At 58.9% G+C, this 26,248-nt stretch carries 21 protein-coding genes and 3 pseudogenes; 11 read left to right on the forward strand and 13 right to left on the reverse strand.

Translation table 11 applies throughout. The annotated features are described in order from the left end of the window. Positions 1–132: 132 nt before the first annotated feature. The 3 genes from SB822_RS33990 to SB822_RS34000 all read left to right on the forward strand — a co-directional run bounded on the left by SB822_RS33990 (position 133) and on the right by SB822_RS34000 (position 2,954). Positions 133–810, forward strand: a complete 678-nt coding sequence (locus SB822_RS33990) for a response regulator transcription factor (protein WP_410856613.1) — start codon at positions 133–135, stop codon at positions 808–810. Positions 811–922: 112 nt separating this feature from the next. Then, positions 923–2,218: a sensor histidine kinase gene (locus tag SB822_RS33995; RefSeq protein ID WP_410856680.1), complete on the forward strand. Its 1,296-nt coding sequence runs from the start codon at positions 923–925 to the stop codon at positions 2,216–2,218. 34 nt (positions 2,219–2,252) lie between these two features. Further along, positions 2,253–2,954: a winged-helix domain-containing protein gene (locus SB822_RS34000; RefSeq protein ID WP_410856614.1), complete on the forward strand. Its 702-nt coding sequence runs from the start codon at positions 2,253–2,255 to the stop codon at positions 2,952–2,954. Positions 2,955–2,964: 10 nt separating this feature from the next. Here the strand turns inward: SB822_RS34000 and SB822_RS34005 are convergent. Then, positions 2,965–3,652 (reverse strand): annotated as a pseudogene (locus tag SB822_RS34005) (transposase). Between the two features lie 207 nt (positions 3,653–3,859). Between SB822_RS34005 and SB822_RS34010 the strand changes: the two are divergent. Beyond that, positions 3,860–4,332, forward strand: a pseudogene (locus SB822_RS34010) (transposase); the annotation flags it as partial. A gap of 13 nt (positions 4,333–4,345) precedes the next feature. On the opposite strand, the gene SB822_RS34015 reads toward SB822_RS34010, so the two are convergent. Continuing rightward, a protein-coding gene (locus tag SB822_RS34015; protein ID WP_410856615.1) for an IS5 family transposase occupies positions 4,346–5,163 on the reverse strand; the annotation gives its coding sequence in 2 pieces (ribosomal slippage) (positions 4,346–4,815 and positions 4,815–5,163; 819 coding nt in all). Between the two features lie 87 nt (positions 5,164–5,250). Between SB822_RS34015 and SB822_RS34020 the strand changes: the two are divergent. Further along, positions 5,251–5,341: pseudogene (locus tag SB822_RS34020) on the forward strand (IS5/IS1182 family transposase); the annotation flags it as partial. 548 nt (positions 5,342–5,889) lie between these two features. Here the strand turns inward: SB822_RS34020 and SB822_RS34025 are convergent. After that, positions 5,890–6,180, reverse strand: coding sequence for a DUF4148 domain-containing protein (locus SB822_RS34025; RefSeq protein WP_410856616.1), 291 nt, complete (start codon positions 6,178–6,180; stop codon positions 5,890–5,892). Between the two features lie 441 nt (positions 6,181–6,621). Here SB822_RS34025 and SB822_RS34030 point away from each other — a divergent pair, with 441 nt between their 5' ends. After that, the gene (locus tag SB822_RS34030) at positions 6,622–7,770 is read left to right on the forward strand and encodes a porin (RefSeq protein WP_410856617.1); all 1,149 of its coding nucleotides are present in this window, start codon (positions 6,622–6,624) and stop codon (positions 7,768–7,770) included. Between the two features lie 108 nt (positions 7,771–7,878). On the opposite strand, the gene SB822_RS34035 is transcribed toward SB822_RS34030, so the two are convergent. From SB822_RS34035 to SB822_RS34055, 5 genes are all read right to left on the reverse strand, one after another. Next, positions 7,879–9,366, reverse strand: a complete 1,488-nt coding sequence (locus SB822_RS34035; protein WP_410856618.1) for an efflux transporter outer membrane subunit — start codon at positions 9,364–9,366, stop codon at positions 7,879–7,881. After that, the gene (locus SB822_RS34040; RefSeq protein ID WP_410856619.1) at positions 9,359–10,570 is read right to left on the reverse strand and encodes an efflux RND transporter periplasmic adaptor subunit; all 1,212 of its coding nucleotides are present in this window, start codon (positions 10,568–10,570) and stop codon (positions 9,359–9,361) included. The genes SB822_RS34035 and SB822_RS34040 overlap by 8 nt, the downstream gene beginning before the upstream one ends. After that, positions 10,560–13,817: an efflux RND transporter permease subunit gene (locus SB822_RS34045; RefSeq protein WP_410856620.1), complete on the reverse strand. Its 3,258-nt coding sequence runs from the start codon at positions 13,815–13,817 to the stop codon at positions 10,560–10,562. The genes SB822_RS34040 and SB822_RS34045 overlap by 11 nt, the downstream gene beginning before the upstream one ends. A 252-nt stretch (positions 13,818–14,069) precedes the next feature. Then, positions 14,070–14,744 carry a response regulator transcription factor gene (locus SB822_RS34050; protein ID WP_410856621.1) on the reverse strand — a complete coding sequence of 225 codons (675 nt, stop codon included), beginning with the start codon at positions 14,742–14,744 and terminating at the stop codon, positions 14,070–14,072. A gap of 22 nt (positions 14,745–14,766) precedes the next feature. Then, on the reverse strand, positions 14,767–15,690 hold the full coding sequence (locus SB822_RS34055) for a LysR family transcriptional regulator (protein ID WP_410856622.1): 924 nt from the start codon (positions 15,688–15,690) through the stop codon (positions 14,767–14,769). A 388-nt stretch (positions 15,691–16,078) separates the two neighbouring features. Between SB822_RS34055 and SB822_RS34060 the strand changes: the two genes are divergently transcribed. Continuing rightward, complete coding sequence (locus SB822_RS34060; RefSeq protein ID WP_410856681.1) at positions 16,079–17,230, forward strand: porin; 1,152 nt, start codon at positions 16,079–16,081, stop codon at positions 17,228–17,230. Positions 17,231–17,353: 123 nt separating this feature from the next. On the opposite strand, the gene SB822_RS34065 is transcribed toward SB822_RS34060, so the two are convergent. The 4 genes from SB822_RS34065 to SB822_RS34080 form a co-directional block, all read right to left on the reverse strand. Further along, on the reverse strand, positions 17,354–17,605 hold the full coding sequence (locus SB822_RS34065) for a hypothetical protein (RefSeq protein WP_410856623.1): 252 nt from the start codon (positions 17,603–17,605) through the stop codon (positions 17,354–17,356). Between the two features lie 1,031 nt (positions 17,606–18,636). Further along, positions 18,637–19,008: an amidase family protein gene (locus SB822_RS34070; protein WP_410856624.1), complete on the reverse strand. Its 372-nt coding sequence runs from the start codon at positions 19,006–19,008 to the stop codon at positions 18,637–18,639. 397 nt (positions 19,009–19,405) lie between these two features. Beyond that, entirely contained in the window at positions 19,406–19,711 is a 306-nt protein-coding gene (locus SB822_RS34075) for a disulfide bond formation protein B (RefSeq protein WP_410856625.1), read from the reverse strand. Between the two features lie 33 nt (positions 19,712–19,744). After that, positions 19,745–20,896 (reverse strand): aminotransferase class V-fold PLP-dependent enzyme, encoded by a 1,152-nt coding sequence (locus SB822_RS34080; protein ID WP_410856626.1) that lies wholly within the window; start codon positions 20,894–20,896, stop codon positions 19,745–19,747. Between the two features lie 980 nt (positions 20,897–21,876). On the opposite strand from SB822_RS34080, the gene SB822_RS34085 reads away from it, so the two are divergent. The 3 genes from SB822_RS34085 to SB822_RS34095 all read left to right on the forward strand — a co-directional run bounded on the left by SB822_RS34085 (position 21,877) and on the right by SB822_RS34095 (position 23,453). Continuing rightward, complete coding sequence (locus SB822_RS34085; protein WP_408318604.1) at positions 21,877–22,299, forward strand: NUDIX hydrolase; 423 nt, start codon at positions 21,877–21,879, stop codon at positions 22,297–22,299. After that, positions 22,296–22,559: a hypothetical protein gene (locus SB822_RS34090; protein WP_408318606.1), complete on the forward strand. Its 264-nt coding sequence runs from the start codon at positions 22,296–22,298 to the stop codon at positions 22,557–22,559. Before SB822_RS34085 ends, SB822_RS34090 begins: the two co-directional genes overlap by 4 nt. 459 nt (positions 22,560–23,018) lie before the next feature. Further along, positions 23,019–23,453, forward strand: coding sequence for a YybH family protein (locus SB822_RS34095; RefSeq protein ID WP_410856627.1), 435 nt, complete (start codon positions 23,019–23,021; stop codon positions 23,451–23,453). A 347-nt stretch (positions 23,454–23,800) separates the two neighbouring features. On the opposite strand, the gene SB822_RS34100 is transcribed toward SB822_RS34095, so the two are convergent. After that, positions 23,801–24,274 (reverse strand): YbhB/YbcL family Raf kinase inhibitor-like protein, encoded by a 474-nt coding sequence (locus SB822_RS34100; protein WP_410856682.1) that lies wholly within the window; start codon positions 24,272–24,274, stop codon positions 23,801–23,803. Positions 24,275–24,853: 579 nt separating this feature from the next. On the opposite strand from SB822_RS34100, the gene SB822_RS34105 reads away from it, so the two are divergent. Beyond that, positions 24,854–25,588, forward strand: coding sequence for a hypothetical protein (locus SB822_RS34105; RefSeq protein ID WP_410856628.1), 735 nt, complete (start codon positions 24,854–24,856; stop codon positions 25,586–25,588). Positions 25,589–26,248 lie beyond the last annotated feature (660 nt).

Raw genomic sequence — 26,248 nt, forward strand, 5'->3', positions numbered from 1 at the left:
GCATTAAAAGGCCTCTGGCCATGCTTCGAGTGGGGACCGATAAATCTGAGTATGGCATCATGTAACCTCCTCGCTAACCTGCCGCGTCACGCGTCCACCCTGGCCGGGTCGCTGCGGCGTACGGAACGACCAATGTCGCGCGTGCTGACTATCGAAGATGACGAAATCACCGCTAAAGAAATTGTCGGTGAGCTTAAAGAGCGTGGCTTCGCCGTCGATTGGGTTGCCAACGGCCGTGAAGGGATGGCGCGCGCGTTCAGTGAAGACTACGACGTGATTACGTTGGACCGGATGCTGCCCGGGGTTGACGGCCTCACCATACTCACGACCATGCGCAGCATCGGGGTTCAAACGCCCGTGCTGATGCTGAGTGCGCTCGGCGACGTCGACGAACGCATTCGCGGCTTGCGCGCCGGCGGCGACGACTATCTGACGAAGCCTTTTGACCCCGATGAAATGACCGCGCGCATCGAGGTACTGCTGCGTCGCCGGCAGGCGCGGCCGCCACAATCGGAACCGACGCTGACAGTCGGACCTCTCGAACTCGATCTGATCGCACGCACCGTCAAACGCGACGGCGAAGAGATTCCGCTGCTGCCTACGGAATATCGCGTGCTCGAATACATGATGCGCCACGCTGGTCAGACGATTACACGGACTATGCTGTTCGAAGCGGTGTGGGGGTACCATTTCGATCCCGGCACGAACCTCATCGACGTCCATATGGGCCGCCTGCGCAAGAAAATCGACCCGCCGGGCGTTAAACTGATGATTCAGACGGTGCGGGGATCGGGTTACCTGTTAGGATAGCGAGACTTTGACGGACGTTTCTTCCTCCGCCCAGCCGGCGATCGGCGGCCGCTGGCATTCCAGCATCGTTCGCCTGCTCACGATCTACGCGGTGATCTTTTCCATCCTGGTAATGCTGCTGCTCGGTCTGGTTGGCCGCGCGGTCACTTCTGCGATGGAGCGTGACATCGATGCCGTGCTGCACTGGCAGTTGATCTATTTCGACTCCTTTCCAGTCAGCGAACTGGCCGAAGCAGTTCGTCGGCGCAGCGAGCATGAGCGCATGCATCCGAACTACTACGGGTTGTTCGCCGCGGACGGCCGAACGCTCGCTGGCGACATACTCGTGCGCCCGCAATCCGTCCCCGTGAGTCGCGACGGCGTGACGCTCACATTGAGACTGGATGCGTCGGGTAGCGACTCCAGTCCCATGGTGCGCGCGATGGCCGAGCGCCGCGCCAACGGCGAGACACTCGTAGTGGCGCGCGACCTCACGAGCATCTTGCGCATGCGCCACACGATCATCAACGCGCTGATTGCCGGCGGCATCCTGTGCATGACCGCGGGCGTGCTAGGTGCGTTTGCCCTGAGCGTCAAACAGGTCAGGCGGCTTAAGGCTGTCCGGCGCGTGACGCAACGGATCGCACAAGGCGATCTTGGACAACGTCTGCCTATCGGCGGGCGCGATGAGATCGACATGCTCGCGCATCTTGTCAACCACATGCTCGCCGAAGTCGAGCGGCTGATGAACGAGGTGAAAGGCGCGTGCGATGGCATCGCGCATGACCTGCGCACACCGCTTGCGCGTGTGCGCACTTTGTTGATACGAATCGACGAGCGCACTCACAGCGTGCAAGACGAAGCGCTTGAACAATTGATCGACAAGGCGCGCCGTGAAACGGACGCCCTGCTGGAGCGCTTTCGCGCGATGCTGCGCATTTCCGAAATCGGCACACTGCAACGGCGCGGCGGCTTCGGCGAAATGCAACTCGATACGCTGGTGCAGGAAGTTGGTGAACTGTTCGAGCCGCTTGCCGAAAGCAGGTCCATTGGATTCGTCGTAAAAACTGCGCCTGTCGGCCCCACGCATGCCGATCGTGCGCTCATGTTCGAGGCGCTGAGCAATCTGCTGGACAATGCGATCAAGTTCACACCTGATGGCGGCACGGTAAGGCTCCAGCTCATCCACACTGCATCAGGGCCGCAGATCGACGTTATCGACAATGGCCCGGGCATTCCCGATGATGAAAGGGACGCCGTCCTGCAACGTTTTTATCGCGGTGAACAAACGCGTCACCTGGCGGGCTCTGGCCTCGGACTGAGCATCGTGTCCGCGGTCGTCAACGTACACGACTTTGCAATGCACATTCGCAACGCAAATCCCGGTACGTGCGTGTCGATCGAATGCTGGACCAGGACGCTCGCCTGATTGTTTCATTCCACTAAATGCTCTACCCAAGCCTATGCGTGTGCTGTTAATTTCCGGATCGCATCCAGAGTCCGCCTGGCTGTTCAAGGCTCTGCATGAGAGCGCGCACAGTCTTCAGCGTGTCGACGAACTGCGCGACGGGATCTTTCTTGCCGGCCAGGAGATCTTCGACGCAGTGATCGTCATGTCCTCGGAAGCCGCGCCGCATCGCGGTCTGCTCGATGCGCTGCCGAAGCTCACGCGCGCGGCGCGCGGCGCGCCGATAATCATTACCCTGGGAACGGATGCCCGCGCTAACGACAGGACCCGAGTGCTTCGCGCAGGCGCCGACGCCTGCTTCTGTCATCCGCTATCGTTTATCGAAATGCATGAACGATTGCACGCACTCTGCCGCGCGATCCCTTCAGCCGCCCATGTGGACGCAACGTCCGGTACAACCCTCGCGCTGGATTCGGCCACGCGTGAACTGGTCTGCGGCGAACAGCGCCTCGATGTGACGCGTCGGGAATACATGCTGCTCGAGTGCATGCTGCGCCAACCAAATGTGCCCGTCGCGCGCAATCAGCTGATCCGCTACGCGTGGCCCGAACATGAAGACGTCGATCCCACGAGCGTCAACCTTGTCGTATCGAGGTTGCGACGCAAACTCGCGCAGCATGCCTCGAACGTCCACATCGATACCGTCAGCCGGTATGGCTATCAGATCACCGTGGCGCGCCACTTGAGGCTACGCTGATTAGACCGTGTTAGGAACATCGAAATGCAGGGATTGCATGAATGAGCATAAGTATGGCGAAGACGACAAAATGAAGCCCAGCGAGTGTTTCGGGGCAAGCATTCGTGGTCATGTGCCAGGCGTCGAAGGCGGTTAAGTTAAGCTATCCGAAGCTGCGCCAGTCGTCGCGGCAATAGCAGGAAGCCCTTTTTCGCTTCATCCAGCTTGATCACCCGGAGATCGATGTCCTGATCGCGTGCGGCCTGCGCGGGATCTTTGGCCCCGTTGCCTGATGCACCTGGCGCGCAAGCTCTGCCACCTGCGCGCGCTCCTGCTCATGATGGCCGGTGTCACGTGTACGGCGAGCAACTGAACCAGTGTGAATATGGCGACGTGCACCTTGCTACCGCGCTTGCGTTTGTAGCCGTCATAGCCCGCGCGCGGACCGCTTCCGCATGTCGATTGCAACATACGGCCAAAAAGGATCGCCGCGCTGGACTCCTGCCGCCCCTGCGCCACATGGTTGATCGAACGAAGATCAATCACCATGCTCTCGAAACAGCCTGCCGCCAGCCATCGTTGCGTCTGCTGGTACACGAGCTCCCACGGCGGAAAGTTCGTCGGCAGCATTCTCCGCGCGGCCCCGCGGGAGCCATCCAGGGCAACGCATCGAACATCTCGCGCAACTCGTATTTGCGCTAGGGTACGCTCTCATCCATCAACGTCAGATACGCGGCCACGAAGCTTCATTCTTCGTCTGACACGTCTGTCCGGTACGTATGCGTTTTTCTCTTCTCATACCTCCGGGGTACCAGGGTTGACTCCAGGTTTCTAACACCGCCCAAGTCCACCATCCGCGTGCTTCAAGCGTTAAAGCGCACGTGCAACGGGAACGACAAGAAACGACGAAGCAGCAAACACTCGCGATGACAGCAGATCAAGGTGCGGGATTTGAGACGCGACGCAAACGTACGCGGCGCGAGTGTTTCTCGACACGTCGTATGTGCGCGGTGGTCGAGCCGTTTATCCAAAACGCGGCAATGGGCGTCCGCCGATTGGCCTGGAGCGCATGTTGCGGATTCACTTCACCCGGCACTGGTTCAACTTGCGGACTTTGTCTACGATGATGCGTTGTATGACAGTACGAGCCTGCGTCGCTTTGTAGGCATTGATCTGGGATGAGAAGCCGTGCCCGACACGACAACCTGCGCAAATTCCGACGCCTGATCGAGGAGAACAAACTGGGCGAAAAGCTGTCCGCAGAAGTTGGCCGCGTATTGCAGGCCAGCGGAATGAAGCTCAACAGCGGCACCGTCGTGGACGCAACGTTGATCTCGGCACCAAGCCCGACAAAGAATGGCAGAAGGTGCCGGACCCTGAAATGCACCAGACACTTAAATTAAGAGGCCAGTTCAAAAATGCTGCTCCGTACGCCTGAAGATGTTCCAGCAGACGAGGGCGCAGCCGAATTTCAAGAATGCTTCGTGAATGTCAGCTCGACGATCGAAGCGTATGCGCAGACGACGGAAGTTGTGGAGCCACGAGTGAGTCCGTTCAACGACCCAACGGAATTTGCCCAGACCACTGCCATGTTCAGTGCGGCGCCTTGCGATCACCGGTTTGATGCCGCGTTCGCGCAATCGTTGACGATGCGGATCGGAATCGTAGCCACGATCGGCATAGATGACCTTGGGTCTCTGAAGTGGTCGGCCGCGCGCGCCACGGATCGGCGCAATCGCGTCGACGAGCGGCAGCAACTGGGTGACGTCGTTGCGGTTCGCGCCGGTCAGGATGGCGCTGATGGGAACGCCATTGGCGTCTACGAGGATGTGGTGCTTGGAACCGGGTCGCGAGCGATCCGTGGGGTTCGGGCCAGTTTTTCGCCCGCCCCAACGGCTCGTACCGACGAGGAATCGACTGCGACGTATGAAAGATCGATCTGCCCGGCCTCGCGCAACTTGTCGAGCAGCAGTTCGTGCAGTCGATCCCATACCCCTGCTTTGCGCCAGTCGTTCAGTCGTCGCCAGCAGGTCGCGCCGGAGCCAAAGCCCAATACGGTCGGCAGGTGGTTCCATCGCAGACCGGTGTTCAACACGAACAGGATGCCATTCAACGCCGCCCGATCCGATACGCGTGGGCGACCAGGATGCTCTTTGCGCCGGGGCTTGGGCGGCGGCAGTAACGGTTCGATCAGTGTCCAAAATTCGTCATCAATGATCGGCGCTTCCATCCCTTGGATTCCGTTGTTCAGACATCCAAGGTTAACAGCTTGCCGAGAAAGTAAACAGCCCCCTCAGGGTTTTTTGAACTGGCCTCTAAGGGAAAACAGTGGCATTTCGGCACGAAGTTGCACGTCGGAGTAGGTAGTCAGAGCGGCCGGGCCCAGTGCGGTGGTTACGGCGGCGAACGAAGCACATGTTTGCCGTCGCGAAGCGGTTGTGGGGCTATACAAAGGGCACTATCGCGGACTCGCGAAGAACGCCAACCGCGCTTTCCGTATGTAGAGTCTGCAATGGCTAAAAGTACTAAATGAAATTCGCTTTCACGACGAAATAACCATTGAAGTACTGGTCGAACTGTAATTGAGTGACTTGATCAGCGTAGCCATAACGCCTGACAGCCATGAACGGTGGTCTTAGTCAGCATTGCCTTAATTTTCCTTCATCGGACAAAGCGCGCTTCCCGGCTATGGGAAGCGCGCTGTTCACGATCCAAAATAAACGTTGCAGTAGCTGGGCGGCCCCACGCACTGATTGGCCGCACTCGTATGAGTCGTTGCACAACCTGACAACAGCACTCCGAGCGCGACCGCGCCCAGCAGCCAGGCAGCACGGGTTTTCATGAATTTGCAAGCTCTCATCGCGTAATCAACTGGTCCTGTCCGGTGAAGCAAGGTCAAGGGACGGCATCCGCTCATGCGCACCGACGCCGCTGCCGATCGAACTTGGCTGCGAGTTCACGGGTGAGCGTAGACAGTTGAGTTCAGATACGCGAGTTGCCCGTCCTGCTCGGCGTGTACAAGTTCCTGATAGACCTGCGCACGTGTCTTACCCGCTACGGGCTGACCGTACGGCCCGGCCAATCCCCCGGACGTAGACGCGGGCGACATCGCACTGGTCCCCACCTGCGCCACCTGGTTGGCCGGCTGTGCGTTAGCCGTCGAATTCGACGGGGCCGACTGTGCAAAAGCGGTTGCCGCGGACATGAGCGTTCCAGCAAGAACAATAGCGATAGTCATCCGATTCATTTTCGATATCCTCAACGTATTCAAATAGACCTGACCGATTCCTCAAGCATTGAGCTATTAATGAACCGGTTGACGACAAGCATAAACAGCCGCCACTAGCGGATCGATCTTGAAACGATGAAAAGATATTCATGTACGCGGAAATCTTAAACGGTTGCGGTCGATGTAGCGCATTCGTATCACGAGAATGAACGAAGTTTTATTTAATCAACTGTATTCGTCATTCTTCGGTAAACGGGTATCACCTATAGTCGCGCTGCCCGCGCTGTCTGCGGGATCACTTGCTGAAGGTCCCACTGACTCCCCTTGCAAGCGTTACCCAAGCCTCTCTCTCGTTGGCAAACACGTGATCTGGCATCAGGTGTTGCACACCACGCGCTGACAGGAATAACGGCACTCGCTTTAAAGAGCGCCACCAACTTTATAACGGAGAATTGATTGATGAAATACCGGAATCTGGCCCTTGCTGGAGCGATGGCATTTGCCAGCGCCGCTGCCCACGCGCAAAGCAGCGTGACGCTGTTTGGGCTTATCGATGACAGCATGGTCTACTCGAGCAACCAGAAGGGTTCGAGCAATTACCAGATCAACAACGGCACCCTTTCGACTTCGCGCTGGGGTCTGCGCGGCAAGGAAGACCTGGGCGGCGGCCTGTCTGCCGTGTTCTGGCTGGAGAATGGTTTTGACGTCAACAGCGGCGGCTTCAAGAACGGTGGTGACCTGTTCGGCCGGCAAGCCTATGTCGGCCTGAGCAATCCGTATGGCACGTTGACATTCGGCCGGCAATACGATTTCGTCGTCGATTACATCGCACCGTTAACGGCAGTGGGGCAAGGGTTCGGCGGCAATTTCGCGGCGCATCCGTACGAGAACGACAATCTCGCGAACGACATGCGCCTGAACAATGCGGTCAAATTCGGTAGCGTATCGTTCAACGGCTTCAAGGCGGGCGCCATGTATGCGTTCTCCAACCAGGCCGGCGCCTTTGCCAACGACAGCGCGTACAGCGCGGGTGTCAGCTATACGCACGGCCCCGTCAGCGTCGCGGCCGCGTACCTGCAGGTGAACAATCCTGGCATGGGCGCGGGCGGAGCCGGCGCCGTCAGTGCGACGGACAAGGATCAGCTGACCACGGGCAGCCGCCAGCAGATCTACGGTATTGCAGCCAAGTACGCGTTCACCAACGCCGCTGTCGGCGTGTCGTGGACGCATTCATCCACCGACGACGTCACCGCCATCTGGCCATCCGGCCCGAATGTGACGTTCGGCACGCCGGCATCCAACGTGAAGTTCGATAATTTCGAGGTCAACGGCCGCTATTTCGTCACGCCCGCACTGAGCCTGGGCGCGTCCTACACCTATACGGTGGCGCAACTGACGCATACAACCGGAAATCTCGATCCGCACTGGCACCAGGTGGTGGCCCAGGCTGATTATCAACTGTCGCGCCGCACGGACATATATCTCCAGGGCGTCTATCAGCGCATCTCCGGCGGCGGCGGCGTATTCAGCGCACAGGTTTATAACCTGAGTCCCTCTTCGTCCGACTCTCAGACCGTTGTCGCCCTTGGACTGCGGCATCGTTTTTAATAGGGGTTGCTGCCGTTGACTTGCGGCAGCATGAATCAAACGCTTGCGGCACGCATCGCAGACAATCGCCCGCGATGCGTGCCGCTATGCACTGGCGCCGCGTCGGTTTCAGTTCGTCCTGACAGGTTTCACTGTCTGTTGCCAAGGCGTCGAGGTCAGCACGACGGGCGCAGTTGGCGCCTGAGACGCGCTCGGAGACCATCCACCACCCAGCGCCTCGATCAGACCGACGGATGCGATCAGTCGGCGCGTACGCAGCATCAGCACAGCCGTCTGACTTTGCAGTTCCGTTGTCTGCGCGGTGACCACGTCGAGGTAGCTGACCACTCCGTCGCGATACCGCGACATCGACAGATTGAGGGTGCGCCGCGCTGCGGCTAGCGCGTTGTCTTGTCTTGCCGCTTCATTGCCGAGGTAGTGCAGTTGCGCGAGATTATCTTCTACCTGCTGGAACGCTTGCAGGACAGTGGCCTTGTATTTCTCGCCGTTCTCCGCGAGCTTTGCGCGCGCCTCGCGAGTCATCGCCTCGCGGCGACCGCCATCGAACAGCGTCATCAACAGACTCGGGCCAATCGACCACATTTCGTTTGGCGCCGCGAGCCACGGCGATAGCGTATCGCTCTGGTATCCGCCGTCAAGGCCCAATGAAATGTCCGGGAAAAACGCCGCTTTCGCCACGCCGATCTGTGCATTGGCCTGTGCAACCCGGCGCTCGGCCGCCGCAATGTCGGGGCGACGCTGCAGCAGGGCCGAAGGCAGTCCCGTCGGAATCGACGGCAGGTAGCTGTCGCCGTTCACGGGAGCAAACGCAAACCGCGAAGCAGATGTGCCAGTCAGTGTCGCGATTGCATGCTCATACAGCGCACGACGCGCCGATACATCCTCGGCAGAAGCTCGCGCCGACTCCAACTGGGTCTGCGCGCGCGAGACATCGAGGTCCGACGCAATGCCTCCAGCATGGCGGCTTTGCGTCAACGTCAGCGCCCGCTTGTACGTGTGGATCGTATCGGTTAGCAGTTGTTGCTGCTCGTCGAGCCCGCGCAGATTGAAGTAGGCATCGGCGAGGCTTGCCTGCAGACTGAGCCGCAACGATTCGAGGTCGTCCTCACTCGCCTGCGCTGCTGCGGTCCCCGCCGCGACCTGGTTGCGCACCCTTCCCCACAGATCGAGGTCGTAGCTGATGCCGACGTCAAGCGTAGCGGAGTTGTAGACCGCCGGCTGGTTGACCCCTCGCAGTGGACGGTTGTCCGATTGGCGCGAGCGCGACACCTGCGCGTACGCACCAACCGTCGGAAACAGCCCCGAGCGCGCCTGATCCAGATACGCCACGGCTTCGTCATGGCGCGCAACCGCGGCGGATACGTCCGGGTTAGCGGCGGCGACCTTCATTTCCAGAGCGTCGAGCACGGGATCGCGGTAGACCTGCCACCACGCACCGTGCGGCACCTGATCGGCCGGTTGAGCCTGCTGCCACGGCCCGCTTTCCTTGAACGCCGTCGGGACGGCCGACGGCGGAACCTGGTACGGCGGCGCAAACGAGCAGCCGCTGATCAGCGCCACACCCGCGAGAGCGGCGCATAGCCGACGCTTAACCATGACCGCGCTCCGCGTTGCCCTGTTGAGCGAGCGCGCCCGTCCCCGCGGCGGACGGCGACCCAAGCCGGACCGCATCGCCCGACGCAAGCGAATCGGGCGGATTGTCGATCACACGGTCGGTTGCGTTCAAGCCCGAAGCGATCACGACCTTCGTACCGAGATCGGTCGCGATCGTAACAGGCTTGAGCACCGCGCGGTTATCCCCTCCGACGATCGCGACTCGCAGGCCATCTTCACGGAACATCAGCGCGCTCGCTGGAATCGTCATTGCGTGGCTGTCCGTGGGGAGGTCGAAATGCACTTCGGTGTACTCGCCCGGGATCAGCAGACCGTTCGGATTATCCACTTCGAGCTGCACGAGCAGCGTGCCGGACGCCGGCGTGATGGCATCGTCCGTATCGACGAGCTTCGCGCCAAACTGTACGCCCGGCCGCTCGGGAACGGTCAGCGTCGCGGTCAGCCCCGCCTTGATCGCGGCGGCTTCGTTTTGCGGCACGCTGACATAGACACGCAGCCGGTGCGCATCCGATACGGCGAACAGTTCCGGTCCGTTGCCGCTCCCTGCGTTGATCAGCGCGCCCACATCGGTCTTGCGCGCGGTGACGATGCCGTCAAAGGGCGCTGTAATGCGCTTGAACGATTCGAGGGCTTCGAGCCGCCCCACGTTCGCTTCGCTTGCAGAAACGATTGCCTGTTTGGCTGCCAGATCGCTTGTCTTCTCGTCCGCCTCCTGCTGCGATACCGAATCTTGCTGCAGCATCTGGGTCCAGCGCCGGGCCGTCGACGCGGCGAGCGTTTCGTTCGCCTGCGAATTGCGCAGGTCTGCGCGAGCCTGCGCGAGCTGCTGGTCGAGATCGGGCGTATCGATTTCGGCCAGCACCTGGCCCGCCTTCACATGCGTGCCGATGTCGACGTGCCACGCACGCAGGTAGCCTGAAACGCGTGCGTAAATCGGCGCGTTGACGAATGCGGACAATCGGCCTGGCAAGGTGAGCGCCTGCACGGCACTGTCATGCGACGGCATGTTGACAACAACGGTCGGGATTGCCTGCGCGGCGGACCATTCCGTCAGTTGCCGCTTAGCATGCACGCGGCTCCAGACGCCGTTCGTTACGATGCCTGCTGCGATGAGCAGTGCGACGATTCCAGCGAGCTTCATATGTCGCAGCCGTCTCGGCGCGTTGATGTCGATCTCAGTGGACATGAACAACTCCAGGTTCGGAAGAAAAATTGTCTGGCGAGCCGTCGGGCGATGGGCTCGAATCAGGGTATTGCCGCGCAGCGTCGCGCCGATGCACGAGACTGAACACGACAGGGACGAAAAATAGCGTCGCGCAGGTCGCGCATATCAGGCCACCGATCACCGCGCGGCCCAGCGGCGCATTCTGCTCGCCGCCGTCGCCCATGCCGAGCGCCATCGGCGCCATACCGATGATCATCGCGAGCGCCGTCATCAACACGGGGCGAAAGCGCGTGAAGCCGGCTTCCATCGCGGCACGGAATGCGTCGTTCGTGACAGCGAGCCGTTCGCGCGCAAAGCTGACCACCAGCACGCTGTTGGCGGTCGCCACGCCCATGCACAGGATCGCGCCTGTCAACGCAGGCACCGAGAGCGGCGTATGGGTGGTGAAGAGCATCCACACGATGCCCGCCAGTGCCGCCGGCAATGCAGAAACGATCACGAACGCGTCGCCCCACGAATGAAAGTTGACGACGATCAGCAGATAGATCAGCACAATGGCGCCAACGAGGCCCAGCGACAGTCCCGTAAATGCGCTGTCCATCGTCTGCACCTGGCCGCGAAGCGTGACCGTCGAACCCTTCGGCACGTCCTTCGATGTCGCGCTCACGATATCGTCGATGTCCCTGGCGACTGCACCGAGATCGCGGCCCTGCGTGGTTGCATAGATGTCGAAGAGAGGCTCGATGTTGTAGTGTGAGACGACCGCGTTGCCCACGCCGCGGGTAATGCTCGCCACGCCGCCGAGCAGTTGCGAGTGGCCGCCCGGATTCGTCACTGGCAGATTCTGGAGACTCGATAGCGACGACATCCGGTACTCGGGCGCCTGCGCGACGATCGGATACGACACGCCGTTCTTCGGGTTGAGCCAATAGGTGGGCGCAACCTGACTCGTCCCCGCCAGCGTTGCGACCACCGAGTTGGTCACATCCGCTTCCGTGATGCCGAGTTGACCTGCATGTGAGCGGTTCACCGATATCGTGAACTGCGGATAGGTCGTCGCCTGTTGAATCCGCGTATCGGCAATGCCGGGGATCATCCTCATCTGGCGCAGGAGTTCGCTCGCATAGCGCTCGTTGCCTGCCCGGTTCGGCCCGGCAACCTGAAGATCGACAGGAGCAGGCGCACCGAAGTTGAGGATCTGGCTCACGATATCGGCAGGCAAGAACGAGAACGTGGTGCCCGGAAACGCGTGCGGCAGCACTTCCCTAAGCTTGCGCACATAGTCCGCCGTCGGCGCGTGGTCCGCTTTCAGCGAGATCATGATATCGCCGTCCTGCGGACCGATCGTGCCGCTATTGTTGTAGGTCAGGTTGATGCCGCTAACCGGCAAGCCTATGTTGTCGACCACGCTCGCAAGCTGTGCCGGCGGAATAACCTGACGCACGGTGTTCTCGACGTGATCGAAAAGGCTAGCCGTATTTTCAATGCGTGTACCGATCGGTGCGCGGACATGCAGCGCTATCTCGCCCGCATCGATATCCGGAAAGAAGTTTCGTCCAAGCCACGGGGCAAGAAGAAACGACGCACCGACCACGAGCAGAAAGCCGCCGACAAAGCGCTTGCGATGTGTGAGTGCAAGTCCGAGCAGGACGCGATAGCCGGCCCGAATGCGCTCGAAACGATGCTCAAAGCCTCGCTGGAAATGCACGAGCGGATTTCGCGACGGCGTGTTGCCGTGCGGGTTCATGACGGCGGCCAGTTCGCCGCTCGCATGGCCACCCGACGCATGTGGCTTGAGCAGGTACTGCGCCATCATCGGCACGAAAGTACGCGACAGAATAAAGGAGGAGACCATTGCGAAGATGACGGCCTCGGCCATCGGCACGAACAGGAAACGCGCGATGCCATTGAGCAGCAGCATAGGCACAAACACGATGCAGATACACAGCAACGAGACGAGCGCGGGCATGACAATCTGCTGCGCGCCTTCGATAATCGCGCGCTTCACGTCCTTGCCCTGTTCGAGGTGCCAGTTAATGTTCTCAATCGTTACGGTCGCGTCATCGACAAGAATACCGACTGCTAGCGCAAGGCCGCCGAGCGTCATCACATTCAACGTTTCGCCCATTGCTGACAGCGCAGCGATGGCGGCCAGCACGGCAAGCGGGATGGATGCCGCGATGATGAGCGTCGAGCGCCAACTGCCCAGGAACAACAGGATCATCGCCGACGTCAGCGCGGCCGCGATGATGCCTTCGCGCGCAACACCGCTGACCGCGCCCTTGACGAACGTCGACTGGTCGCCCATCGTCACGAGTTTGAGCGTGGGGGGCAATGTAGCTTCGACCCGCGGCAGCTTGGCCTTGACCCCTGCGATGATGTCGAGCGTCGACGCTGAACCATTCTTCAGAATGCTCATCAGCACCGCACGACGCCCGTCCACGCGCACCACATTGGTCTGCGGCGGATAGCCATCACGCACATGCGCGACATCGCGGATATAGATCGTCGCACCGTCGACAACCTTCACGGGCAGATCGTTCAACGCCTGCAACGCCAGCGGACTGTTGTTCAGTTTGATGTTGTACTGGAACGGGCCGATTTTTTGCGTACCGGCCGGAATGATCTGGTTCTGCTGCGCGAGCGCCGTCGCGACATCTTCGGCCGACAGTTTCCTAGCCTGCAACGCTTGCGGGTCAAGGTCGATTTGCACCTCGCGCGTCTTGCCGCCATACGGTGTGGGAATCGCAACGCCCGGCACGCTCAGCAGTTGGGGGCGGATGGCGTTAGTCGCATAGTCGGCGATCTGCTGCTCATCGAGCGTATCGCTTGTCAATGCGAGCTGCAAGACAGGCACAGTCGACGCGTTGTAGTTCAGGATCTGCGGCGGCGTAGTGCCGGGCGGCATCTGCTTGAGCACCGTTTGCGAGATCGACGTGACCTGCGCAGTCGCCGTACGAATATCGACGGTCGGCTGGAAGAAAATTTTGACAATGCCATAGCCCGTAAACGACTGTGACTCGATATGTTCGACATCGTTGACGGTCGTGCCCAGCGTGCGTTCGTAGTATGTGACGATGCGGCCCGCCATATCGTCCGGCTCGAGCCCGTTGTAATTCCATACGACACTGATCACCGGAATGCGGATATCCGGAAAGATATCCGTCGGTGTGCGCAATGCGGACAGCGAGCCCAGCAGCAGGATGAGCATGGCCAGCACGATAAAGGTATAGGGCCGCGTCAACGCCAGCCTGACAAGTTTCAACATCGGAATGGCTCCGTTCAGGAAAGCGCGATGAACATCACAGACAAGGATCGGGGCGCGCCTGCGGAATCGCGCGTCTTTGCAATGGGATCATTCTGGACAGTGGACGCTAACATCGTGCTACCTAAAATATGAAAAAAAATTCAGCGATTCGCCTATCGACACCCTGCGCAGGGCGACAGGGCGCAAAAGCTCGAGGTTGCAACGCAAGCAAAGCAACCTCCACAGCACTGAAAAGAGCAATGCCGACCGAGACTAGCCGAGCAGATAGCCGGCGCCGCGTATTGTGCGTATGAGGGGCGGCTCGCCTGGCAGTTCGACTTTCTTGCGCAGCCGCCCGACGTGTACGTCGATGAGGTTTGTACCGGGATCAAAGCGGCAACCCCATACTGCTTCAAAGATCATCGTGCGCGTGAGCACCTGACCGGGGTGACGCAACATGAACTCAAGAACACGGAATTCGGTCGGTTTAAGCGTGAGTTCGCGCTCGTGGCGCGAGACCTTGCGGCGCACCAGATCGAGTTCCAGCGACCGGAAGCGCAAGATGGCCTCCTGCTTTGCAGTGCGCGGCCGGCGGCGCAACAGCACCTCGATGCGGGCGGACATTTCCTCTGGCGAGAACGGCTTGACCAGATAGTCGTCGCCACCTGCGCGCAGCCCTTTGATGCGGTCGTCGACGCTGGACAGCGCGCTCATTACGAGGACGGGCGTATCCACGCCGATGCCGCGCATCGTCGCGAGAATGGTGAGTCCGTCCAGGTCTGGCAGCACCCGGTCCAGCGTGACAACGTCATACTCGCCGACCATCACCTTCGCCATGCCTTCGCGGCCCGTGTTCGCAATGTCGACCGAGAATCCTCGCGATTGCATCATATAGGCGATGTCGTTTGCAATCAGCCTGTCGTCTTCGATTGTCAGGATTCGCGGCATGTTTCTCGACTATCCTCGACACTCACGCAACCGCCCTCAGCGCAGCCGGCTGGTCGGAAGTCCGATACTGGGTCACTGCAAAATCCACGAAGCTTCGTACTTTCAGCGATGACTGTCCGGGCGACGAATACAGGATGCTCAGATGACGCGCACTCCCACTTACATCGAATTCTTTCAGCACCTGTATGAGCCCACCACGCTGCATTTCGGGTTCCACCAGCGGGCGCGGCAGTAACGCGATTCCCATGTCGTGCAGTGCGGCTGCTTTCAACATCGCGTAGCTAGGTGACCTCACCGCACCGGAAACGGTGACGCGATGCGCCCCCTTCCGATCAACGAATTCCCAGTAGCGCGCGCCGTTGTCAGAGCGACATAGCAGCGTGTGCCGCGCAAGGCTCGAAGGCGAACGCGGCCTGTCGTGTGTCGACAGATAAGTTGGCGATGCAACCAGCACCCGAGGGACGCGAAACAGCGGCCTGCATACGAGCGTCGAGCCGAACGACGTCGGATCGTCGGAGAAACAGACGTCGAAGCCGCCTTCTACCATGTCGATATGCACGTCGAAGGGCGTCACATCGAACGACACCCCTTCGTGCAGCGCGCGGTACCTCGCGAGCAGCGGCGCAAGTCCGGTCTGCGCAAAGGTCGTGACGCTCGCAACACGCAGTGTGCCGCGTAGTTCGCGCGTTGACTGCACGAGATTCGTTTCCATTTCATCGAGCTGCTCGATGATCGTGCGGCAACCGATGAGATATGCTCTCCCCGCTTCCGTTAATGACAGCGTGCGTGTGGTGCGGTTGAGCAGCCGCGTGTTCAGGTGCGCTTCGAGCATACCGATGCTGCGCGTCGCCGCCGCCGGCGAAATGCCCAGTTGCCGGGCCGCCACGTTGAAGCTCGAAAGTTCGACGACCCGCGCGAAAACACGCATTGCTTGAAGTTGGTTCATGACAGTGCAAAGGTGATTCAACGATGTCGGCATCATCCCCCAGCTACAGTGAATCCCCGATTCCACGTTTATGAAGTGTTTTTTAATTTCGAAGACCAGATAAAAATCGACGGTCAAGCTCGCGTCAGTCAAATGCAACGAATCGCCGCCCGTTAACACTATGGGGCAGCGCGCTCTCGCGCTTGCGCAAAGGCTCCATCGCTTTATTCCGATTGTCGAAAGCATCAATTTCATTTCATGCAGACAGTCACGAATTGTTGCTGACTAAACTTTGCCCGTCCTTCAAGCCACGAAAGCGAGGACCTTGATCGTCACGTGGCATGCGCTCATACGCATTCGGACTGTTTCCGCACACGCAAATTTCTTCAGGAACATGCAGATGAAAAAGATGAAACTGGCCTGGTCGGCTATGGCCTCGTTGCTGGTGTTTTCCGGCGGGGCACACGCGCAGTCGAGCGTGTCGCTCTACGGGGTCATCGACGAAGGACTAAACTACACCAGCAACGCAAACGACCATAGCGCGTGGCAAATGAAAAGCGGTGATACATACGGTAGCCGCTGGGGCCTCAAAGGCACAGAAGATCTCGGTGGTGGTTATAAGGCGATCTTCAAGCTGGAAAGCGGGTTCGACGTGAACAGCGGCCAGTCCGGCCAGGGCAGCCGCTTGTTCGGCCGCCAGGCGTATGTCGGACTGTCGTCCGATCAATACGGCACGGTGACCTTCGGACGTCAATACGACACGAGCGTGGACGATTACGGCTTTGGCGCACTGACTGCACCCGGCAACTACGGTGGCGACGTCAACGCCCATCCATTCGACAACGACAACACGGACTGGGACTTCCGCGTAAATAACGCGGTCAAGTATGTGAGCCCTACCTATCGCGGCCTGACCGCGGAAGCGATGTACGGCTTCAGCAACCAGCCCGGTGGGTTCTCCAACAACAGGGTATGGGGCGCGACGTTGAACTACCAGAACGGCGGGCTAACCGCAGCCGCGTCGTATCTGAAGCTGAACAACGCGGGCGCGACCTCAGCTGGTGCAGTGGCGACCGACGTGCTGTTCGAAGGCTCCTCGCAGCAGGACATCGGCGTGGCCGCGACCTACCGCTTTACCAACACGCTGGTCGGGCTCGCGTATTCGCATGTTGACGTGTACGATCCGACCTTCAATGCGTACTTCACGTCGCAGGCGGGACCCGCTGGGGGCACATGGAACGCCTGGAAGTTTGATAACTTCGAGGTCAACGATCAGTATTTCTTCCGACCCGATCTCTGGCTCGGAGCGGCGTATACGTTCACGATCGCTCACCTGCACGCAACAACCGGTTCATACACGCCAAAGTGGCATCAGGTCGGACTTACCCTCAATTATGATCTGAGCAAGAGCACGTCGATCTACGCACAAGGCACGTACCAGCATGTCATGAGCGCGCATACCGGCACCGATTTCGACTTCGCCCAGAATCCTGCTGCCGCCGGCATTTCGACCAGTCAGAATCAAATGGTCTACCGCGTCGCAATGATTCACCGTTTCTAAGATTGCGCGCCGCTCGAGCGAGCGGCGCGACACCTGCGAAGAATGGACCTGGCTTCCTGGGCTCTTACGGGCACTTTGGACGCCGCGTCCGTCTCGTTCGTTTCGGTCGGCAACGCCTAAAGTTCATTCAGACCGTAATTTTTCGTGCCTATCAGATGCCTGATGCTTTTGCTCATTAATTGGTTTGCCAAGGTGCGTTGAACTGGCGATACTGCCTGCACGATTGTCTGCCCGTCGGAAATCAGTATTTTGATCGATCTTCGCTTCGGAGATGATCGGATAAGCAGCACCGGCCCAAATCAGCAAAAAGGCGAGGTTCTTTATACTGATGACGGGTTGCATTGTGGATCGAGCAGCGTGGTGAGCGATTTTCATTGTGATATTTTCCGTTGGTCAAAGCAGAACGACCAAGCGTATGCGAAATCGCATGTGGGGACGCTACCAAATCCATGAAAGTTTTTTCACGTGGTAAGCCTGTCGCGGTAATCGGGCGGACACTCACGTCTTCAATCTTCGAAGCAGTGCATGACCACGCGCCGTGAGTACGAAACGGCTACTTTGGCCAGACGCGAATACTTTTACCAATTCACAGCTTTCCAGCGCGGCAATGTCAGGGCTCGCAGTAGCCACCTCGACTGAAGCGTGGGCTAATAAAAGAAACGCAGCAACTTCGTGTGCGCTTAGCAAGCGGGCAAACGAATGCCGCGAAGCGGAGGCCGACGGGCTGGCAACGTCGAGCGTGTGGCAGGCACATCGGCCCGCGCGTTCGTCCACTTCCGTCGGAAAGGCGTAATAGTGTTTGCAGCCCTAATAGAGGTTTTAACAAACACCGACTCACGTCGTATCTTTCGATTGAGTCTACAGTCCAATATATTTGGTAGTGGCCGATTTCGATATCGCTTGGTGAATGGCTGAGCTCCGCTCCGTGAAGCGTCGGCATCCAATGTCTTTCGTTGCCGTCATCAAGAAATGGCAGTTGACGCGCGCTGCGGAGCGCCTCAGTAATCGGGCAGCCATCGCTGAGTTCTGCAAATGCAGCGTCTCGGGCGCGAAATGGGCGCGACGCTGACGAGCAGGATTTTGAGTTGTGAGGGAGGATATGGTAGTGCCGAGCGTCCGTCTGCCGCGCGATCCGGCGCGCCGGTATCGCTGTCGGGGCTCGTGCCGCGTTCGACATTCAAATACAGACCGATGAAGTTGGAACTTTGCCTATCGCGGGGCATGCGTCCCGAGCATCAACCCCGCATTACGTGACGACGCTATAAGCCGTCTCCGCTTGCGCGCGGTTTTTGGCGGCGACGCGTGAGATGGCGCACGTTTCCGACAAATAATCAGGCTGGGACATTTCAATTCCTCAAAGTAATTCGACCAATGAAGTCTGTGCAGCGAGGGCTTTTTCAGGCAGATCAGACCGTTGCTTGCAACGTACCTAGGACGTTTTCCACGCGGCGGGCGACATAGAGAAGCGCTCTGTCTCGGCCGAAGGGACCGTCCATCTCTAGTCCGACCGGCAAGCCCTTGTCGGACAACCCGATCGGGAGGCTGATACCCGGAAGACCTGCGGCACTGGCGGGGATTGTGTTATTTGCGAGGACGAGTTGGCTCGTCTCTTGGCCACCCAGTATGATTCTGTCTTCTTGCCCGATCATCGGTGCAGTGGACGGCGTAGTTGGCAACAGCAGTGCCTCCGCGCCAGTACTCAGAAAAGCCTTGACGTATTCGTCGATGCACTGCACGTGGCCGCGAAAGACGCTGACTAAGCCGGACGTTTCGCTCAAATATAGGCACGCAACCGGGTCGCGGACATTGACTCAGCGAAAAAAGGCTTTCGAGTCTCCAGGGCTCATGCATCAAAACGTCAATCTCAGGAACCGGTCGGCAGGTATTCCTGGAGGTAGACCGACAAGGGCGTTTGCAGCGGCTGTTACCTCCTGTCTTTTCCGAAGGATGTAAAGCCGAGCACAATCCGGTCAACAAGCGGCCGTTCGACTTCAAATGCGGTAGTCGGCGCCGCACGGGTTTGAGTGACCGACAGGGGTCGATCTGAGCCGACCGCGTCAGACTGAGACCGGCCACGAAGGGACGTTGACGTAGCCGTCTCCTGGACGCTCGTGCGACCGCTTCGCCTTCGTGAACCGCCGTTCGATCATACCGATCTGTCTTGCGTCGATGGCCCTAGTTCAAGGTTAAATGAACCACCGCAATGCCGCGCCAGCGATTGAGGCCAGCGCCGACAAATGCGAAGGAGGCCACAAGCAGAAAGAAGTACCGCCGCATGATGCACAGCGGGCAGGGATCTTCGCCAAAGAAGAACTGTAGATCCAGCGCACCGCCAAGGAGCCCAAGGCACATGAGGCCAAGCATCGCCAGAAGCCTTCGCTCGCGTTGCAGGAGGCGTTCATCTTCTGGCGTCATGTCGCGGTCGGGGCGGTTGTTCAGTGGATGGCTACAATTTTTGCTGCCTGACATCATGTCATCCATGCGATAACGTCAGCGCTGCCTGCACACCGCCCTCTAATATTTCTTCTGCAAGTGGTCCGCTTCGCTCATGTAGATATGCGGCGACACTCGCAACCCTTGCAGTTGACCAACGCGCCGGTATTTAACATGAATCGAGAACGATTGCCGTAATTTGCGCTCGAGGCGCGCGGCATCGATTCCGTCGATAGAAAAGAGGCTCACCGCACCCAGCGTCTCGGTGTCGAGCGGCGTGTGAATCCGCAAGCCGTCAATGTCCGCGGCGCGTGCGGTCCAGTAGCGGGTCAGCGCACTCAACCTTGCATGAATGTTCGCGACGCCGATCGCCTGATGAAAGCGAATCGCCGGTTCTATGCCGGCTTGCAACGCCGAGTTATAGGTGCCGAGATTCCAGTGATCGAATTTGTCCACTGTGTCGGGCGGGGCATCGAACGGAGCGAGCAACGGCCAGGTTTCGCCTATGCGTTGTCGATTAATAATCAGCATGCCGTTGCCGACGGGCGCGCCGAGCCATTTATGCAGGCTCGTGACGAAGAAATCGCAACCGAGCCTGCGAAAGCTGACGGGCATCTGCGCGAAGGATTGCGCTGCGTCGACGATGGTGATGATGCCGCGCTCCCGCGCGAGCGCGCACAGGCGGGCGACCGGCAGCACTCTCCCCGTCCAGTGAAGCATGTGCGTCAGATGGAGCACGCGCGTGTCGGGACGCATTGCGCACGAATAGGCGGCGACGATTTCGTCATCGCTTGCGAGCAGATCGAACGCGACCGTGTCGACGACAATATTTTCGCGCGCCTGACGCTGTTGCCAGCCGCCAAGTGCGCACGGATAGTCCCATGGAGACACTAGCACCCGCTCTCCGGCAGACAACGGGATGCCGAAAATCGCAACGCTAAGTCCTTCACTTGCATTCCGATTAAGTGCGATCTCCCCGGCGGAGCAATCTACGATCGTGGCTAACTGCCGCTTGATGTCCGGAAGTTTTGCGTCTAGTCCGGTCCACATGTTGACGTCGGGATTTTTGCTGACGAACCGGTAGGCGTCGATCACCGCCTGCTCGACGACGAGCGGCGGCGGACTCACAGCTGCGTTGTTCAGATTGAGCAGCGGGTGCTGCACGGGATACGATTCGCGCACGCGTGCCCAGTCCACGACGGCGTTTGTTGCGCAGGAAGTACATTCAAGCATGTTTCTCGTCCTGTTCTAGTTTCGGCGGGTCGCATCTGTAAAGCCGAAGTTAATTTATCCGGTAAAAGGCGGCCCGTGTAGTTGTTCAGGCAGAGGAAACCGCATGAATGTTAGGTTTTTGCCACCGTAAGCAGGATATTGTGCCGCGCTGCCACCAGCGACGCGCAGCCCGCTGTCGCGCGCCTGGTTCACTGTCTCGATCGGGGGCGAAGCAGCCGCTCGAACGTCACAGTGACGCACATCGCCAGCGGCCGCTCATGGCCGATTTTCGTCGGATGAGTACGGGAGCCAGCCCGGCGGAATTGCAGATTGCTGCTGTAAGTGGGGAAGTTTCGCGCGCTAAAGATTTGCTACAGCAAAGGGGAGCAACCCATATCTGACAGGTCTTGCGCCTGTCATTCCATCCCCTGAACTATCGCCGCTCGGACGGCTCGGCAAAGTCACTTTGTCCGGCACAGTTCGACCCGTGAGGGACTTTCAGCGAAGTCCCCCAACGTCTCAACTTCAGCGCACACCTGCCAGCGGCAAAGTCCGCGCGCTCCAGCATACCGCGTAGAGCGACTTAATCGAAACATCCATAGTGCTGACCGGCGATCTACCGACGTTTGCGGCAGAGTTCACGCCCGGCGTAGACGGCTAAAAACAGGCCAACGAGCGTGGCCGCTACGGCCAACGATTCATCTTGCCATCCGGGAGGAACCGACAACGTCGCATAAAACCACAGGCTCATTCCGAATGCTGTCATGAACAGGCCAAAGATAAGCCCCCAAACCGGTCCGGCCGTATCAGAGCTTCCTAATCTGTGAGACATTTTCATCGCTATACTCCCCGTTCCGCGCCGACGTTTCCTGATTGCCGCATCCTGCGAGTTCCGCATTCGCACGGTCTGAAGGTAGCGTACGCGTCCAAAATGACGCCTTCAACAACCTAAATTATCATCGAGGTCATTTAGAGTCTTGCGATCAAACAGACAGACACCAATGAAAGAGAGGGCAACCGTTTTGTGTGTCCGAGACAACCGTATTCTGCTGGTTGCCAGGGAAAGGTCGAGATGGGCGCTACCGGGCGGAAGAATCCGTCGGGACGAAGCGTCCCATGAAGCCGCGTTGCGGGAGCTGGAAGAAGAGACCACGCTCGTCGCAGATGAGCTAATGTATCTTTTTCAGTTTAACGGCTTCAACACGCAGCACCATGTCTTCTTCGCTGAGGTGGGGCCTCACCTGACCGCACAGCCCAGCAACGAAATTGCGAGGTGCAGGTGGTTCGCCCCGGTCAAAATCGCGACGCTTTCTTCCAGTGTGCCTACTCGTGGCATCGTGGAGCTTTTCTTCCGACACATCGGCATTCCGGATTTGGATGACGTACTGCGGACGTCGCAGCAGGTGGACCGGGTGACCCCATGAGCCGCACTTATCACTATCACGGATTCGATATTGAAGTGGCCGTTGAGACTGACTTCAGTTGGAAGGCCGGACCCAAGGGGACAACCAGCGTCGGATTTGTGGCGGTCGTGAGGATTAGCAAGGCCGGTGCATCTGTCGCCGTCTTCTCCCCGCTGCGTTTTGGCGAATCCCAAGGCAAGCCATTCCTCAGTGAGGCTGATGCGCTGATGGGCGGCTATAGTGCGGGACGACGTATTGTCGATGACTTGTTCAATTCGTAACCCCGTGCCCTGATGCCCATGCCGCGCAGGAAACCTGGCAGTCGTCCAACCAATTCTCCGAGGCTCTAGATGGCCGCCATGGCGCCATGACCGGCCATTCGGTAGCGCCGGACGACTGTCTCCTCGTGGCCGATACCCGACTGGCGTGACCTGCCCTTCGGCGTCGTTGACTACGTTGGCCTCGCGTCAACGGTGTCGTGGCAACGCGCGGTTATATCCAACTTTGCATTCTTTCCTCACCTGCTATGCTGGATTGGCGAACTGGACCACTCATGCGCTCGTGAGGTGTAGCGCAACTCTTCATGGGACTCGGGCCGTCATGTGATGGAGAGTTATCTCGCCCTTCGGGATCAATTGAGCGGAAAGCGTACTCAAGCCACGTCGGCATTTCAGTTGCCTGGATCGCGCAGCGGGCGTAACTCACCGCTGCAAATGCCTCACGAACGGAAAGGAGAAACCATGGCAACCGATGAATCTGACATTCGTGACCTCCTCACCAGACGGGATAATGCGCTTGCACGCGGCGACGCCGCAGCCGTAGTGGCGACGACCGACCCGGATATTGTTAGCTTTGACCTCCAACCGCCGCTGCGCCTCATCGGCGCAGCAGCCCGCGATCCGGCCGACCTCGACGCCTGGCTCGCTACATGGGACGGACCGATAACCAGTCGCTTCACCGACCCCGTGATCCACATGAGCGGCGACCTGGCGGTGGCTCATGGGCTGACGAACCTGCGAGGCGACAAGAAAGATCAGGGCTCGGTGGACGTCTGGTTCCGCAGCAGTTTCGTGCTTGTTCAACGTGCATCCGGTTGGCGCATTGTGCATGAGCATCACTCATTTCCGATGAAGATGGACGGCAGCAACCTCGTCGCCAGCGATCTCAAACCCTAAGGACTCAGCAAGTGCGACTCGCTGGACAACCCTGCCAGCTTCGATACGGCGGCGGACTTCGGTTCACCCGACACCTGGACCACGCCGGCGGGCGATGCATCCGTCGCTGGCCATTGGGGCGGCAGGCGCTGCGCAGCCCACAAGCACGTAGCGCGTCACCTGAATTTTCAGTACGCGCGTTCGGCACTCGAACGCCCGCTACCAAGGCGCAGGAGCCGTCCGTTCGTCGGTATGAGAATGCTATCCAGCGGCCGGAGATGGCCGAGTTCTGCCTGCCCCGCGTGTATAAGGTCGGCACCACAGGATTTACCTTGTCCTCAATCCCGATTCATGCATCGACGCATCGCTCATCGCTTCTGATAGGTGCCGATTAGTTCCGCGTGCGCTAGTACGTGCCCCTGCATGGCCTTTTCGAGCGCCGCCTTGCTGGGCCTTTTCAAATCGGGCAGTATAGTGTCGAGCGCATACAGCTTGTGGAAATAACGGTGGCGTCCCACGGGCGGGCACGGGCCGCCGTAACCGGCACGCTTGAAGTCATTGATGCCTTCGAGCGTACCGCCCGGCAAAGCCTGCGCAGCAGCGCCATCGGGCAGCCGAGTTGCCGTCGGCGGGATGTTGTAGAGCAACCAATGTACCCAGGTTATTTTCGGCGCGGCCGGGTCCGGCGCGTCAGGGTCGTCGACGATCAGCGCCAGGCTTTTTGTGTTCGCGGGCACACCGGACCACTCGAGCGGCGGCGATACATCGGCGCCCTGACAGGTATGCTGCGTGGGAATCTCGCCGTTCTGCGGGAAGGCTTGCGACGTTAGCGTCAGGGTCATCGTGCGCTCCTGGGCAACAACAATGGATTGCTGTCCCGGTGGGAAGATCAGCAAGGTGAGCGAGAGTGCCGGCAACGAACGCGGGGCCCATGCCCAGGCCGCTTTTGCAAAGCGCTTAAGGTGGGTGCCGGACACGTTGAAGTCACTCATCGTTACGTACTCTGCTCATCACGGCGGCCGGTGATTGGTGCGCGCCCTGCGCGAGTCGCGGCGGAAATCGAAGCGCGGCTCATCGTCACATAAGTGCCGCCCGATCAGAGATGGCTGTCGTTGATAACGATCGCGCGCGGGTCGCGGAAGTGCGACAAGCAGGAGAACCACTGCCGATGCTTGCAAGTTCCGACATATCGCACGAGTCCCCGCTGGATTGCGGCCATGCTTACATTGTAGGTCAAGGGGTACGAAGTGGCGTGCGGTGCAACCGCACCGCCGCGCGGAGCGTTGGCGTCCCAAGTCGACCCACAGGGGACAGTCGGCCCGCTTGAAAGCGGACGCTCAACGGGAACGGGCTTAGAACCCGAACCCGCGTCGGAATGATAGACTCAACGTGAGCTTATCGCATTATTATAAAAGGTCACCATGAGTGAGATCTATGCAAACGCCGTTGACTCGCTTCGCATCGGAATAGAGTTTTTCCCCAAAGAGCGCAGCTACTCCAGTAGAAAGCACGCAATTCTCACGCTCTTTCACTCTATTGAGTTATTCCTGAAAGAGCATCTTTATCGAACTAATCCAATCCTAATATATCGAAACATCGACGCAAAAATCACAGAAGATTCCCTAACCGTAGGAATCAAGGAGATTCTCACAAGGCTCGAAAACCTTAGTCTTGGTCTACCGAAGGCGCAGCAGTCGATGATCGAAAAGATTCAAAAGCGGCGAAACCGAATTGAGCATCATCGCTACGATCACCAGGAAGAAGACGAGCTTATCGTCGCCGAATCCCTTCAATTCATACTGTTCTTCGTTGATGATGTTTTGAAGAATAAGCTTGAGGCTGACATCCCCCCGGAAACGCTCCGAGAAATTCAGCATATTGTTTTTGAGCACGATCAACTGTACTGGATTTCGATGCACCGCCTTGAGCAGTGGATGCGAGAAACGTGGCCGGATTGGAATGAAGAGTTGGTTGATACACCAGATGAGTTCTCGGGTACGGAGGATTGTCCGATCTGTCGCCAAACGTTTTTAGTTATGGGTTATCACAACAGGCCATTTTGTTTCCATTGCAACACAACGGTCGATGCGGAACGTTGCGAGAATTGTGGCACAACCCATTTATCGGACAAAGGGTGCTCATGGTGTCGGGAGTGAGTGTCGAAGTGTCGATCACGGTTTTCGAAAGAGATGTGCGATTCCGCACATTACCCGATCGTTCGTGACAGTGTCACGCTGACGGCCCGGAGGCAAGCGATAGTCAGCTGTTGGCCCGCTGCTGCCCGTCGCGACGGTTGCATGTCGACCCGATTGGCTTAACCCGGGAATGGAACTCTATTAGAGGGAAGGCAGTTGCTGGATAGTCGTCGGGGCGCCTTGCCGATCTCCGATGACCGGACGCTTGCTCGCACTACTCTGCATCATTTGCAAGATGACGAGCGATGTCTTGCAGTTGAGGGACACTCAACGCAGGCGACGCTTGTATGATATCGACGTTACGACCGAGGAGGGCTTGCAGCTTCGATGCCACCACGCCGCGGACGCGCTTCCCGTAGCGATAGCGGATTGGTTCGCCGTCGTAAGCGGCATTTGCGTCTGCGGATATACGTCCGACGTTGACCTCCGGGCCACCCTTGTTGCGATCTCGTTGTGCCTCGTTATTCCAGTGGTTAATGCATCGTTCTACAGATACGTAAAACAAAATAAAGATGTCACTTCGCAATCCTTATGGCACGGTGATTCGCCGCCTGGAATAGACCACTTTACTCGCACTCCAAACGAAACAAATTTGTCAATTCGCATATGTCCGAATGAAAG

Source organism: Paraburkholderia sp. SIMBA_054 (assembly GCF_046534875.1).
GTDB lineage: Bacteria > Pseudomonadota > Gammaproteobacteria > Burkholderiales > Burkholderiaceae > Paraburkholderia > Paraburkholderia hospita.

Coding starts and splice junctions, on each gene's coding strand:
- SB822_RS33990 (WP_410856613.1), top strand. CDS start 133: ATGTCGCGCGTGCTGACTATCGAAGATGACGAAATCACCGCTAAAGAA.
- SB822_RS33995 (WP_410856680.1), top strand. CDS start 923: ATGCTGCTGCTCGGTCTGGTTGGCCGCGCGGTCACTTCTGCGATGGAG.
- SB822_RS34000 (WP_410856614.1), top strand. CDS start 2,253: ATGCGTGTGCTGTTAATTTCCGGATCGCATCCAGAGTCCGCCTGGCTG.
- SB822_RS34025 (WP_410856616.1), bottom strand. CDS start 6,180: ATGAATCGGATGACTATCGCTATTGTTCTTGCTGGAACGCTCATGTCC.
- SB822_RS34030 (WP_410856617.1), top strand. CDS start 6,622: ATGAAATACCGGAATCTGGCCCTTGCTGGAGCGATGGCATTTGCCAGC.
- SB822_RS34035 (WP_410856618.1), bottom strand. CDS start 9,366: ATGGTTAAGCGTCGGCTATGCGCCGCTCTCGCGGGTGTGGCGCTGATC.
- SB822_RS34040 (WP_410856619.1), bottom strand. CDS start 10,570: ATGTCCACTGAGATCGACATCAACGCGCCGAGACGGCTGCGACATATG.
- SB822_RS34045 (WP_410856620.1), bottom strand. CDS start 13,817: ATGTTGAAACTTGTCAGGCTGGCGTTGACGCGGCCCTATACCTTTATC.
- SB822_RS34050 (WP_410856621.1), bottom strand. CDS start 14,744: ATGCCGCGAATCCTGACAATCGAAGACGACAGGCTGATTGCAAACGAC.
- SB822_RS34055 (WP_410856622.1), bottom strand. CDS start 15,690: ATGAACCAACTTCAAGCAATGCGTGTTTTCGCGCGGGTCGTCGAACTT.
- SB822_RS34060 (WP_410856681.1), top strand. CDS start 16,079: ATGAAACTGGCCTGGTCGGCTATGGCCTCGTTGCTGGTGTTTTCCGGC.
- SB822_RS34065 (WP_410856623.1), bottom strand. CDS start 17,605: ATGAAAATCGCTCACCACGCTGCTCGATCCACAATGCAACCCGTCATC.
- SB822_RS34075 (WP_410856625.1), bottom strand. CDS start 19,711: ATGGATGACATGATGTCAGGCAGCAAAAATTGTAGCCATCCACTGAAC.
- SB822_RS34080 (WP_410856626.1), bottom strand. CDS start 20,896: ATGCTTGAATGTACTTCCTGCGCAACAAACGCCGTCGTGGACTGGGCA.
- SB822_RS34085 (WP_408318604.1), top strand. CDS start 21,877: ATGAAAGAGAGGGCAACCGTTTTGTGTGTCCGAGACAACCGTATTCTG.
- SB822_RS34090 (WP_408318606.1), top strand. CDS start 22,296: ATGAGCCGCACTTATCACTATCACGGATTCGATATTGAAGTGGCCGTT.
- SB822_RS34095 (WP_410856627.1), top strand. CDS start 23,019: ATGGCAACCGATGAATCTGACATTCGTGACCTCCTCACCAGACGGGAT.
- SB822_RS34100 (WP_410856682.1), bottom strand. CDS start 24,274: ATGACCCTGACGCTAACGTCGCAAGCCTTCCCGCAGAACGGCGAGATT.
- SB822_RS34105 (WP_410856628.1), top strand. CDS start 24,854: ATGAGTGAGATCTATGCAAACGCCGTTGACTCGCTTCGCATCGGAATA.